General features: G+C 62.1%; 15 protein-coding genes. 7 read left to right on the forward strand and 8 right to left on the reverse strand.

All coding sequences use genetic code 11. The features are described from left to right. Window positions 1-20: 20 nt before the first annotated feature. The gene (locus ACIQUF_RS05665; RefSeq protein ID WP_403129328.1) at window positions 21-305 is read right to left on the reverse strand and encodes a DUF1330 domain-containing protein; all 285 of its coding nucleotides are present in this window, start codon (window positions 303-305) and stop codon (window positions 21-23) included. Further along, window positions 302-1,222, reverse strand: coding sequence for a DMT family transporter (locus ACIQUF_RS05670; RefSeq protein WP_403129330.1), 921 nt, complete (start codon window positions 1,220-1,222; stop codon window positions 302-304). The genes ACIQUF_RS05665 and ACIQUF_RS05670 overlap by 4 nt, the downstream gene beginning before the upstream one ends. Window positions 1,223-1,349: 127 nt before the next feature. Here ACIQUF_RS05670 and ACIQUF_RS05675 point away from each other — a divergent pair, with 127 nt between their 5' ends. Continuing rightward, window positions 1,350-2,240: a LysR substrate-binding domain-containing protein gene (locus ACIQUF_RS05675; protein WP_403129332.1), complete on the forward strand. Its 891-nt coding sequence runs from the start codon at window positions 1,350-1,352 to the stop codon at window positions 2,238-2,240. A gap of 34 nt (window positions 2,241-2,274) precedes the next feature. Further along, entirely contained in the window at window positions 2,275-2,658 is a 384-nt protein-coding gene (locus tag ACIQUF_RS05680; protein ID WP_403129334.1) for a tautomerase family protein, read from the forward strand. Between the two features lie 11 nt (window positions 2,659-2,669). Here ACIQUF_RS05680 and ACIQUF_RS05685 read toward each other — a convergent pair whose 3' ends face one another. Then, the gene (locus tag ACIQUF_RS05685; protein ID WP_403129336.1) at window positions 2,670-2,831 is read right to left on the reverse strand and encodes a DUF2986 domain-containing protein; all 162 of its coding nucleotides are present in this window, start codon (window positions 2,829-2,831) and stop codon (window positions 2,670-2,672) included. A 215-nt stretch (window positions 2,832-3,046) separates the two neighbouring features. On the opposite strand from ACIQUF_RS05685, the gene ACIQUF_RS05690 reads away from it, so the two are divergent. Further along, complete coding sequence (locus ACIQUF_RS05690; RefSeq protein WP_403129338.1) at window positions 3,047-4,291, forward strand: DUF1835 domain-containing protein; 1,245 nt, start codon at window positions 3,047-3,049, stop codon at window positions 4,289-4,291. Window positions 4,292-4,306: 15 nt separating this feature from the next. On the opposite strand, the gene ACIQUF_RS05695 is transcribed toward ACIQUF_RS05690, so the two are convergent. Then, window positions 4,307-4,507 carry a DUF1289 domain-containing protein gene (locus ACIQUF_RS05695; protein ID WP_400804727.1) on the reverse strand — a complete coding sequence of 67 codons (201 nt, stop codon included), beginning with the start codon at window positions 4,505-4,507 and terminating at the stop codon, window positions 4,307-4,309. Window positions 4,508-4,574: 67 nt separating this feature from the next. Continuing rightward, complete coding sequence (locus ACIQUF_RS05700) at window positions 4,575-5,786, reverse strand: MFS transporter (RefSeq protein WP_403129340.1); 1,212 nt, start codon at window positions 5,784-5,786, stop codon at window positions 4,575-4,577. Between the two features lie 197 nt (window positions 5,787-5,983). On the opposite strand from ACIQUF_RS05700, the gene ACIQUF_RS05705 reads away from it, so the two are divergent. Beyond that, window positions 5,984-6,442: a GNAT family N-acetyltransferase gene (locus tag ACIQUF_RS05705; protein WP_403129342.1), complete on the forward strand. Its 459-nt coding sequence runs from the start codon at window positions 5,984-5,986 to the stop codon at window positions 6,440-6,442. Window positions 6,443-6,446: 4 nt separating this feature from the next. Here ACIQUF_RS05705 and ACIQUF_RS05710 read toward each other — a convergent pair whose 3' ends face one another. Further along, window positions 6,447-7,178 carry an SDR family oxidoreductase gene (locus tag ACIQUF_RS05710; protein WP_403129344.1) on the reverse strand — a complete coding sequence of 244 codons (732 nt, stop codon included), beginning with the start codon at window positions 7,176-7,178 and terminating at the stop codon, window positions 6,447-6,449. 123 nt (window positions 7,179-7,301) lie between these two features. Here ACIQUF_RS05710 and ACIQUF_RS05715 point away from each other — a divergent pair, with 123 nt between their 5' ends. Next, the gene (locus ACIQUF_RS05715) at window positions 7,302-8,105 is read left to right on the forward strand and encodes a LysR family transcriptional regulator (RefSeq protein ID WP_403129346.1); all 804 of its coding nucleotides are present in this window, start codon (window positions 7,302-7,304) and stop codon (window positions 8,103-8,105) included. 4 nt (window positions 8,106-8,109) lie between these two features. Here the strand turns inward: ACIQUF_RS05715 and ACIQUF_RS05720 are convergent, their stop codons facing one another. Further along, window positions 8,110-8,994, reverse strand: coding sequence for a LysR family transcriptional regulator (locus ACIQUF_RS05720; RefSeq protein ID WP_403129348.1), 885 nt, complete (start codon window positions 8,992-8,994; stop codon window positions 8,110-8,112). Window positions 8,995-9,099: 105 nt separating this feature from the next. Between ACIQUF_RS05720 and ACIQUF_RS05725 the strand changes: the two genes are divergently transcribed. Together ACIQUF_RS05725 and ACIQUF_RS05730 are read left to right on the forward strand one after the other, a co-directional pair. Continuing rightward, window positions 9,100-10,203, forward strand: a complete 1,104-nt coding sequence (locus tag ACIQUF_RS05725) for an NADH:flavin oxidoreductase (RefSeq protein WP_403129350.1) — start codon at window positions 9,100-9,102, stop codon at window positions 10,201-10,203. Between the two features lie 86 nt (window positions 10,204-10,289). Continuing rightward, entirely contained in the window at window positions 10,290-10,952 is a 663-nt protein-coding gene (locus tag ACIQUF_RS05730) for a class I SAM-dependent methyltransferase (RefSeq protein WP_403129352.1), read from the forward strand. Window positions 10,953-10,998: 46 nt separating this feature from the next. On the opposite strand, the gene ACIQUF_RS05735 is transcribed toward ACIQUF_RS05730, so the two are convergent. Next, complete coding sequence (locus ACIQUF_RS05735) at window positions 10,999-11,877, reverse strand: hypothetical protein (protein ID WP_403129354.1); 879 nt, start codon at window positions 11,875-11,877, stop codon at window positions 10,999-11,001. Window positions 11,878-12,071 lie beyond the last annotated feature (194 nt).

Raw genomic sequence — 12,071 nt, forward strand, 5'->3', positions numbered from 1 at the left:
TAGTTTTACGCACGTTTTTATCAGGCAAAGTCGCCTTCAATGATCATCAGTTCACGGCGCGCCGCGCGCAACGCAAACACCTTGGCGTGCACATACGCTGGGTCGTCATAGCAAGCCTTGGCCTGCTCCAGGCTTTCGAACTCGACCGCCAACACCCGGGTGCTGGTGTGCGCCTCCGCCAGCGTGTCCAGCACCTTGATCTTTGCCGCGTACTTTTCCGCTAGCGGCGCCCACTGACGTGCGTATTCCTGCTGCGCCTCGGAGTCGGTAACGTCCGATGCCAGAATGATCCAGTAGCCTTTCACTGCGGTGCCCTCGTAATTGCCTTTTGATTATTTTGCTGCGTTGCGCCTTTGCCCAGGTTGACGACCAACAGCCCCGCCATCGCCAGTACCGCGCCGAACAGGAATCGGTCAGTGGTGTGTTCATCCAGCCAGAGGACGCCCATCAGCACACCGAACAGCGGCGTCATGAACGCCAGCACGCCAAGCCGCGCGGCCAGATAACGCTTGAGCAGCCAGAACCAGATCAGGTAGCTGGCAAACGATACCGCCAGAGTCTGGAATGCAAGGCTGGCGAGCGCCGCACCGGTCAGGTTGACGCTGCTCTGCCCCGTAATGAATGCCAGTGGCATCAGCAGAACACAAGCGCCTGCCAACTGATAAAACAAGGTTTGCGTGGCCGGTGCTTCGCTCAATCGGCTGGTGCGCACCGCCACCGTCGTCAACCCCCACGCGGCGCCTGCACAGAGGCCAAGCGCGTCACCCAGTAGGCTGGAGACAAAACCAGGCGCCCCTTCAACGGCAGTCCGCGGGGTCAGAAAGGTCACGGCAATACCGGCGAATGCCAGGCCGATACCCAGCCACTGCCGAGTGTTCAGGCGCTCTTCCGGCAGCCGCACATGCAACCCGATCGCGGCAAACAATGGCGCGGTGTACAGGAACACGGCCATGTGCGATGCCGTCGTCCAGCGCAAACCCTCGGCGATGAACAGGAACTCGGCGGCGAACAACAAGCCCACCACCGCGCCCGACCGATACCAGATATCCTGCAGCCAGGCCGTGCGAACGACCCAATGCCCAACGCCCCAAACCAGCAATGCGGCGATGCCGGAACGCAACGCCACCTGCATCATCGGCGACACATCCGCAGCAACCAGCTTGATCGCCACCTGCTGTGCACCCCACGTCAGGCACAGCACAACCATAATTGCCGCGGCCACACCATCTACCGGTTTTCTCACCTGTAACACTCTCAGTCATCAATTAGCGCGATGACCTGATTGTCTGGCCCGGGCTAACGGGTTACAAATCATCAAAATTCACACTATGGAAGAGAAAAACTACACCATGCGAGCCGACACCCCGCTCAAGGCCATCGCCTGTTTCGATGCGGTCATGCGCACCGGCAGCGCCACCCAGGCCGCGCAGCAGCTGTTCGTGACACCGGGGGCGGTGGGCCAGCAACTGCGCAAGCTGGAAGACTGGCTAGGCGCGCCCTTGTTCGTTCGCTCGGTACGCAAGCTGCAACCCACCGCACAGGCTTACCTTTACTGGGAGCAGGTGAAACCGGCCCTGCAGCAGATCGACGAAGCCAGTTCGGCCCTGCGCGATCATGGGGCCTGGAAAGTACGCGTGAGCCTTCCTCCCACCTTGGCCAATACCTGGTTCGCCAAGCGCATGCCCGCTTTGATCAAACGTTTTCCGCAGCTGCAACTGGACCTCAGCGCCAGCACCGAGGCGGTGGACCTGGAAGCCGGCACCTTCGACCTGGCCGTGCGCCATTTCGATGGCAAGCATGCCGACCTCGACGCTCGATTACTGTTGCGTGATGACGCCCGGGTCTATTGCAGCCCGGATTACCAGGCGCGCCTGCAGATCGCCGAAATCACAGACCTGCCGGGCGCCACCTTGCTGTACACCACCTCCCACGCCAATTGGTCGCGCTGGCTGGCACAGGTGGGGATGTCGTTCGAAGGGATGTCCAGCGGCTTGCGTTTCGACCAGGCGGGCATGGCCATCGCTGCCGCAAGGCGCAGCCAGGGCCTGGTGCTTACCAGCCCTTGGCTGGTGGAAGAGGAACTTGAAGCGGGCACACTGCTTCAGCTATTCCCCGACAGCCTGAGCACGGGCAAGCACTACTACCTGTTGCGCCCAAGGCACCGGGCGCTCAGCGAGGCCGCGCAACAGTTCTACACGTGGCTCGACGAAGTGGCTTGCGGCCCGGGCAGCGTTGGCTAAGCTCGCAGGTGGTGAATGACCAAGGAGCCCCGCTATGCCTCTGGTACGCATCGACATCAAACGGCATGCCGACCCCGCTCATCTGCAATCGATTGGCAAGGTCGTCTATGCAGCCCTCAAGCACACCATCAACGTCCCCGACCACGACAACTTCCAGGTGCTGACCGAGCACGATGGCGACCGCCTGGTGTATGACCCGCAGTACCTGGGCATCCAGCGCACGGACGGCCAGGTGTTCATCCAGATCACCCTCAGCGAAGGGCGCACGCTGGAGCAGAAGAAAGCGCTGTACCTGGCCATCGCAGAAGGGCTCAACCGCGAAGTGGGCGTGCGCATGGAAGATGTGTTCATCAACCTGGTCGAAGTGCGCAAGGAGAACTGGTCGTTCGGTAACGGCATTGCGCAGTATGCCCTGTGAATTTCACGCGTTCAGCTAGCCGTGCCTTGCTCGCCAGCGGCTTCAGCTTCAGCTTCCATTTTCAGCCTATCGGCCTTGCAGATGTACTTGGGTTTGCTTTTCGGCGCCAGTTTGGCCGCAGCCTTTTTCTGGTGGGCTTTCAGTAGCTGGTTGATTTTCTTGCGACGGTTCATGGTGCCACTCGGTGTGCGGGTTTGGTCGGTCTGCACACATCATACGCGCGCGCCTGGAAAACGTGACATTGATTCACCTCGCACTTGCCGCTACAGTCTGCCCTGGGCGTTCGCTGCGCCTGCGGTCCGCGCAAAGGGGTTGCCCAAGCCACGCTTCATCACATTTCATTCCAGCTCCCGGCTTGTCGGCGGACCGAGCCTCAAAAGGAGTTGGCATGCCTGCCATCAATGCTTCCCGTCACCACGGTCTGCTCGACCTGCCCGCCCTGCGCAAACGCGCCAAGCGCTTGCTGACCGCAGTCAACAATGGCCAAGGCGACGACACACGAGAACAGCTGCGCCTGCTAGGCCTTGCAGGCCCGCCCTATCGCCTCGCCGACACCCAGTGGCTGCTGGCCCGAGAGGCGGGCTTTGCCAGCTGGCCGAAGCTCAAGGCTCATGCCGATGCCGTCGCCTTTGCGGCGCGCCACCCACGTTTCAGCGCCGATGGCGAGGCCGGCGTGAAGCATTGGCGCTGCGGCAATGACATCGCCCACAGTTTGCGCATTGCGGGTTTCAGCGGCGTGTTTCAGATGTTCGACGATCCGATGGTCATGGGGCCGGTCCCGGCGCTGCCAGAAGACCAGTACTGGCAAGTGCGTGCCACCTACACGCAGCAGGCTTTCAACCTTGGCGCCCAAGACATCGAGCAGCGGCAGACCAATCAGCGCGCGGCATTGGCACAGCTGAACGCTGACAGCGAAATGGTGCTCTGGTGCGAGGGGGACGCCTACGATCAGCTGTTTCTGGTTCGTGTTCTGGCAAGCCTGCCCTGCCTTCCGCGACGGCTCGAATTGATCGAAATCACCGAGGTGCCCGGTGTCGAGCGCTTCATCGGCATCGGTCAACTGGCTCCCGACCTGCTTGCCTGGCTATGGCCGCAACGGCGGGCCTTGGGTGAGGACGCGCTGGCGTTGGCGAAGCAGGCGTGGGCGGCCTACACCGCCCCGGACCCTCGCGCCTGGGCAACCCTTGCGGCCCAGGAGCACCCGTCTTTACCGCGTTTGAGAGCAGCCTTGGCGCGACAGTTGCAGGAGCTGCCCGGGGTGAACGATGGCCTGAGTCTAACGGAGCGTTTGCTGCTGCGCATCCTCGCGCAAAAAGGCGAGATGCCCGCCGGCCGCGTCTTTGCTCAGTTGATGATGCACGATGAACCGCTGCCTTACCTTGGCGACCAGATGTTTCACGTGCTGCTGCAACCCTTGATCCACGCGCCGCTCCCACTGTTGCTGGAAGGCCCGGGCGAGGCCTGGGCGCAGCGGCCCTTGCGGCTGACTGAACTGGGCCAGAGCATCCTCAACGGGCAAGCCAATTGGCTTGATCAGGCTCCCCCACCGCGCTGGGTAGGTGGGGTGCTGGTGAATGCCGAGCACATGCCTTGGGTTGTCAGCGGAAACGGCGACGTTTCGCAGCGAGCCTGAGACTAGCCAGCCAAATCAGTCACTGCCCTTGCGCTTGGCGCTTTTCTTGACGATGGCCTTCATCCGCGTAGCCGCCCGCTGCACCGTGGCCATCTTCTCCGGGCGCTTCATGCCGCGCCATTTGCGGATTTCCTCACGCGTTCGGCCACAGCTCACGCACAGTTCGCTGTTGAGCTGGCAGAGCGAGACGCAGGGGTTGTCGATGTCCTTGGCCATGGGCGGCTCCGTTTGCGGGGCACGCATCATACGCCGACTGGCCAAGGACGGCGATCGCACATCCGCTTCAGGCGACCGCTGCTACCTGCCTGCGACGCCACGCGAGGCGTCCAGCGGTGATGGCCCAATTCGCCAGCGCGATCACCAGCAGCAATTGCAACAGTACGGGCATGCCGGCCTCGACGATGACCTTGCCGGCCAGCAGCGGAAAGCCGAACACGCCGACGAAGTAGGCCAGGCTGAACAACACCAGCGCCTGGGCAGTTTGCCCGGCGGGCGCCTCGTTGGCAGCCAAGCCATTGATCACCGAATAGGTCAGGCCGTAGCCAACACCCAGGGTGATTGCCGCAACCAGATAGGTTGCAGCGCTATCAACCCAATACATGAACATCACCACCGACACCACGATCAGCGCCGTCAGCAGGCACGCCATCAGATAAGGGTCGCGCTTGACGATGAACCCGGCGATCAGCAGCCGGCAGGTGATGACGGCGGACATGAAGCCGATGAAGAACAGCGAGTAGTCCAGCTGCTTGAGCGTGGCATAGGACGTCTGGAAGCTGGACAAACCACCGAAAATCGCCCCGCCCAGGCCAACCATGAGGATGGCAAACGCCGCTTTCGACGACAGCACCGAGCGCGCAGCCCTCGGCGTGATCTTGCACACCGCGATACCGTCCCGCTTCAGCTGTTGCCGCTGGATGCGTGGCCCCATCAGCAGGAACAGCAGCCCACCGAGCACGCTGGCCGCAGCGGCTGCCAGGAATGCCGCTTCGACCGGGTACCCCAGCGCCTGCGCGGCACGCCCCAGCAGTGGCCCGGTTCCGATGCCGGTCATCATGCTGCCCGAGAGCAAGGCGAAGAACGTGGCCCGCCGTGCTGGCTCGATGATCATCGCCACGATAATTGGCCCCAACGTATAGAACACGCCCCAACCAAAACCGAGCAGCAAGCCGAACAACAACAGGGCCGCCCCCATGCTCGGCACCGCCGCAAAGCCACAGCACGCAGCCGCAAGAAAGACCGCACCAACGGCAACTGCCTTGGGCGCACCAATGAGGTCGGTCATGTGCCCGGAGAAGATCACGGCAAGAAACGTGCTGAGCATGGCGGCAGAAATCACGGTGCCGGCGTCAGCCTCGCTTGCGCCATGCGCTCGAAGCGTCATTGCCAGCAAGAACGTCGTGCCATACGACAGCGACAGCAGGTAGCTGCTGAAGCAGAACAGGCCGAACAGGCGATTGACAGGCGCCTGGCTGGCGGGAGATTTCGAAGACATCGGGCATTCCTTGTCGGGCAAGCGGGCCTGTCGGCGCCGGCTTTTCCGTTTGTTTTTATTGGCTATGTTCAGGGTGCGTTCTATCACGGGATTTGCGCCGCTTGGATATGAAATCAGCGGAGTGAAGCGTGGCAAGCGCTTACCTATCGGCATGGGGTGTGTGAACATCATCGCCTCGCCCCCCCGGAACTACCAGGATGCACTCAGCCTTTTCTATTCGCCGAGCGGATATGGCCGACGTCGACGCCATTACCGCACTGGTTCATGAAGCCTACACGCCCTACATCGCCAGGATTGGCAAAGCCCCAGCGCCGATGCTGGACGACTATCGTCAGGTGCTCGCCGAAGCCGAGGTGTATGTAGCCCAGGACGGAGCGCGGATTGCCGGGGTGCTGGTGATGAGCCGAGAAGGCAGCGAGATGCTGCTGGTCAATGTCGCGGTGCTGGCCGCGTGCAAGGGCCAGGGCGTCGGTAAGCAGTTGATGCTTTTTTGCGAAGAGCAGTCACGGCTGACCGGGTGCAGTGCAATCCGCCTCTACACCCATGAGCGCATGACCGAGAATATCGAGATCTACCGCAAGCTGGGCTATGTGGAGACCCACCGGGCACAGGAGAAGGGTTTTGCCCGAGTGTTCATGCGCAAACAGCTCGCCTAGTGAATCAGGGCTGCTGGCGGGTAGCGCAGACGACGATCTCACGCACGCACACCGATTGCGGCTGCCCATAAGCGAAGCCGATCACCTCGGCGATGGTGTCGGCAGCCAGCACCCCGCCCATCTCCTGCTTCCAGTCGTCATAACCGGCCTTGATGGCATCGTCGGTGGTGTGGCTCAGCAGCTCGGTATCGACCGCCCCCGGCTCGATGGTGATGACCCGCACGTTGCTCGGCGACAACTCTTCACGCAGGTTCTCGGAGAGCCCGGTGACCGCGAACTTGGTGCCGACATAGGCGACATGGTTGGGGAAGGCCTTGCGCCCTGCCACGGAGCTTACGTTGATGATGGTGCCGTGCTTGCGCTCGACCATGCCGCTGGCCACTGCATGGATGCCATTGAGCAGGCCGCGGACGTTGACGTCGAGCATGCGGTCCCATTCGTTCGGGTCCTGACTGGTGATGCTGCCCAGCAGCATCACCCCGGCGTTGTTGATGATTGCATCCACCGGGCCGAAGCGCTGTTCGGCCTGTGCCACTGCCGCCACCAACGCCTCACGATCAGTGATGTCGACCGACAGCGCCAGGGTGTTGGGCAGGCCCAGTTGCGTCATGGGTTCCAAGCGACGGGACAGTAAAAGCAGAGCATGCCCACGTTGGGAAAGCAGTTTGGCCGTCGCCAGACCGATGCCGGAGCTGGCACCGGTAATCACTATCAAAGGTTTGTGTGTGCTGGTCATCGTTTTCGTCCTGTTATTTAAAGTACCGATGGATAAAGCGTAGAGCGAGTATAGAAGCGCGCTCCGGCGCCGAAAAATGGGATATTCTTTTGGCTGCCATCGGTTCGACTTATGGATAAGGCAATGGACTATCGACAACTTCGCGCGTTTATCGCGGTATTCGAGGAACGCAACATCACCGCCGCGGCCCGCTCGATACACCTTAGCCAACCTGCGCTTTCAGGCAGCATCAAGGCGCTGGAGCAAGCGCTGGGCACTACGCTGTTCGTGCGCCAGGCCAGGGGCGTGGAAGTGACTGAAGACGCCCGCGCGTTGTACCCCGAAGCGCAGCGCATGGTCGCCGATGCGGCGCGGCTGTTTACCCGCTTCAAGCACGACCGCGTGCGCGAACCGTTGCAGATCGGCGTCGAGCATGATGTCGGTTCAGGGGTGGTGAAGCAGCTGGTGCTTGCCGCAGCGTCATTGCAGCCGGCGATACGCCTGCACCTTGTGACTGGCTGCACGGGCGTGGCCAGGTTGGCGAGTGAGGACTTACGCTGTGAGGACGAACTGTTTCTGCCGCTGCACAGCGACGCGTTTGTGCTTGCCCTCCCCTTTGCAGCCGGCGATCACAGTGCGGCGGATGCGCGCTGGATCACCTGCCCCGGCCACTCCAGCCATCAACGGCTGCTGCCGCTCTACGGCAGCGGCGGCGATGCACCGGCTGGCGAGGCCGAGACCTTCGACCTGGCCCTGACAATGGTCGCCGCCGAAATGGGCACGGCCATCGTGCCTCGATCACTGGCAGAGCAGTACCAGGGCGTACGCATCCAGGCCTTGCCGCAACTGGACCTGCGCCGGCGGATCGGCCTGTGCTACAGCGCCCAGGCACTTGAAGTCGAAGGACTCCGGCAATTGCGCGATGCGTTGCACGATCGCCACAACTGACGCGCTATTCGGATAAAGCTGCCAGCTCCGACTCCAGCAACTCAAGAAAGACCTTGACCCGCGCAGGTACATAACGCCGCGTTGGCATCACCGCCCATACCGACAGCTGCTCAGCCCCGGCATCCGCCAGTTCGATCTCGACCAATGTGCCGTCGCGCAGCTGTTCATACACATCCCAGTACGCCAGCATGGCAATCCCCAACCCCTGCACCGCCGCAGCTCTGACCGCGTCGACACTGCTGGTGCTCACGCGCCCGTTCACCCGCCGCCGTTGCAATGCGCCGTCGATGATGAAGGGCCAACGCGGCACCGCCTGCAGCTGGATGCACTGGTGCTCCTCCAAGGCTGCCAGGCAGGTCGGTTGGCCATGGCGCTGCAGATAGGCAGGCGCGGCGCACAATACTCTGGGGTTGGGTGCCACGCGCCGCGCTACCAGTTCGGAGTCGGCCAGTGGCGCAACGCGCAAGGCCAGGTCGAACCCCTGCCCGACGATATCGACCACCCGGTCGGAGACATCCAGGTCGATACGCAAGTCAGGATGTTGCTCCAGCAAGCGCGGCAGCATCGCCAACACGATCGACTGGCCAAATACGCTGGGCGCCGTCACGCGCAACACGCCGCAGACCTTGCTCGATGCCGGACGCAGCTCACTCAACGCAGTGTCTTCGGTATCGGTCAGGGTCTGCGCGTAGGGCAGGAATGCTTCACCTTCGGCGGTGAGTGATACCGAGCGGGTGGTGCGGTGGAACAGCCGCGCCGTCAGCTCCTCTTCCAGTGCTGCAATACGCCTGGAAACCTGCATCGGCATCAGGCCAAGCTGACGCCCTGCTGCCGAGAGGCTGCCCGCAGACACCACGGCAAGAAATATACGCAGGTCCGCTATCAGCATGATTACATCCTTATCAGTTAAAACAGCTTCACGCCCCAGCGGGTTGGCCTGCACCCGCTTAGCCCCTACCCTGCGAGCAGATACAGCACCTCAAGGGGATTCACCGTGACCAACCCAACTCGCAAGATCTTAACACCACACGCTATAAATGGCCTTCCGTTGCGTAATCGCCTGGCGGTCGCACCCATGACCCGCGTCAGCGCCAGCGAAACCGGCAATGCCAGTGCGGCGATGGCGCAGTACTACGCGCGCTTTGCCCAAGGTGGTTTTGCCCTGGTGATCAGCGAAGGGATCTACACCGACCAGCGCCATGCACAGGGTTATCCGTTCCAGCCCGGCCTCACCGACGCCGAACAGGCCGCAGCATGGCAGGACGTTACCAAACGGGTGCACGCCCACCACGGCGCCATGTTCGCCCAACTGATGCACGCCGGGGCCCTGAGCCAGGGCAACCGCTTCTGCGAGCAATCGGCCGCACCTTCGGCCATCCGCCCCAAGGGTGAGCAGATGCGCTTCTACTACGGTGAGGGCCATTACCACGTGCCCAAAGCGTTGAGCGATGAAGAGATCGCAGACGCGATCGAAGGCTTTGCTCAGGCAGCCAAGCGCGCGATCGGCCAGGCCGGTTTCGATGGCCTAGAGATCCATGCCGCCAATGGTTACCTGCTCGACCAGTTCCTGACGGACTACGCCAATCAACGGACCGACCGTTGGGGCGGCAGTACGCAGAACCGCATTGCACTCACCCTTGAAGTGATCAAGGCGGTCAGGGCCGCAGTCGGCAGCGCAGTGCCGGTCGGCGTGCGCATTTCGCAGGGTAAGGTCAATGATTTCGGGCACAAGTGGGCAAACGGTGAAGCCGATGCCGAGGTGATTTTCGGCGCGCTGGGCGACTCGACCGTCGACTTTATCCATACCACCGAATTCGAGGCCTGGCAGCCGGCCTTCGAGAACGGCGAGGCAAGCCTGGTGGCACTGGCACATCGCTTTGCGCCGCAGGTATCGATCATCGCCAATGGCGGCCTGCATGGCATTGACCGTGCCGATACCGCGATTGCAGATGGGGCGGATGTGATCGCACTGGGCAAAGCGGCCCTGGCCAACCCGGACTACCCGCAGCGGCTCGCCAGCGGGCAGGCGATCGCCGAATTCGATGGGTCGGTTCTTGGACCGATTGCCGACATCAAGGCAAGCGAACTCGCGCAGTAACTCAACGCCTGGAGGTGGCTGGCAAGGTTAGCGGACCTCACGCCGGGCCATCTATGCTTGGTTCAATACGCTTCCCGGAGACCGTAATGCCCTCACCCGAAGCCGACTTGCTGCGTAGCTGGCAACTCAATGCCAACGCCTGGATCGAAGCCGTACGCGGTGGCGCCATCGAAAGCCGCCAGCAGGTTACCGACCGGGCCATGGTGCTGTCTGTCATGAGTCGCCAGCCCGAGCGCGCACTCGACCTTGGCTGCGGTGAAGGATGGTTACTGCGTGCCCTGGCTGATCGTGGCATCGAGGTCACCGGCGTGGATGGCGATGCATCGCTGGTTGAAGCTGCCAGGACAGCCGGGGCATCGAAGGTACACCACGCCAGTTATGAGCAGCTGGTCAACAGCGAAATCGACATTGGCGCTGGCTACGATTTGATCTGCGCCAACTTCGCTTTGCTGCAGCAGGACATAATCCCGCTGCTGGCAGCCATGAAAACGCTTTTGCTACCAGGTGGCGCTTTGGTGATTCAGACCCTGCATCCCTGGAGCGTGGCGAATGGAGATTACCAAGATGGCTGGCGCGAAGAAGCGTTTGCCGGGTTTGCTGGCCAGTGGCAGCCGATGCCGTGGTATTTTCGCACGCTGGCCAGTTGGCTGAATGCCCTGGACATGGCGGGCTTCAGGTTGGTGAACCTGCAGGAGCCGCAGCATCCGCAAAGTGCGGTGCCGCAGTCATTGCTGTTGGTGGCTGAATAGCTTGTTGCCAGTGCTTGCCCCGCGAAAGGGCCGGCACTGGCTAACATCAACGCTGCGCGGTGCTTTGCTCGACCGGCGGCGTCAGTCGCAGCACGCGGTTGCGGCCGCCTTCGGCCAGCAGGTAGCCGCCCTTGCCGTCCGCCACGATCGACTGGGGCGCCTTGAGGAAGGTCAGCACGGTGTGCTGGGTGCCATCGGCATCGATACGCAGCAACCGGGCACGATGGGTGTTGTCTTCGCTGATCCACAGGCCACGCTGGTCGCACATCAGAAAGGTGGGGTTGCGCAAGCCCCCGACGACCACCGGATCCTGGCCTTCGTCGGACAGCGCGCGGACCTTGCCGGTGCCTTTTTCGGTGTATAGCAGCCGGCCATCGGCGCAACGGGTCAGGCCTTCGGTTTCGGTCAGGCCCGAGCGCAAAACCTCCAACTCGCCGCTGGCCCACTGGTAACGCATCAGCCGGCCATTGCCCTTGCGGTCCTCGATGGCATAGAGGTAGTCACCATCGTTCCACAGCCCCTGCACACTCTCGCCGTCGAACAAGTGAGTCACCTGGCCATCGCGCGACAGGCTGACCGGTGCGTGGCCGCCTTCCTGGCTGAATACCCAACCGCCCTGAGCCGCGACCATGCCGTCGGGCTTGGACAGGTTGTCGATCAACACCACGCGCTCGCCCTGGGCGGTGATCTTGAGAATGCTGCCCTGGCCATCATCCAGCTCGCGGCTGACCAGCAGGCTGCCGTCGGCCTGGGGCAGCAGCGAGGCGGCCTTGGCTACGTCACGGTGCAGCACCTTGACGTCCCAGCCACTGCTGGCCTGGACCGGGTAGAAACTTTGCCAGGCGAAAAAGCCCAAGGTGGCGGTGAGCAGTGCGGCGGTGGTGGTCAGGGCGATACGCGGGCCGCGCTGGCGCAGGATGGGCATGAAAGGGAAGCTCCTGGGAATTGCGCAGGATCCTAGCAAGGGGATGTGAAAAATTTGTCAACCACGAAATGTCATTACAGACCTGACAATTTAAAAAGGATATAAAAATAACAAAACATTCTAACCAAATGGAATTAAAAAATTGAAAGCCGACTGCGCCCTCCTTACGCTGGATCTGTCGTTTCACACCCAGT

Origin of the sequence: Pseudomonas sp. NPDC090233 (assembly GCF_044772285.1) — a bacterium.
In the GTDB taxonomy this organism is placed as follows: Bacteria; Pseudomonadota; Gammaproteobacteria; order Pseudomonadales; family Pseudomonadaceae; genus Aquipseudomonas.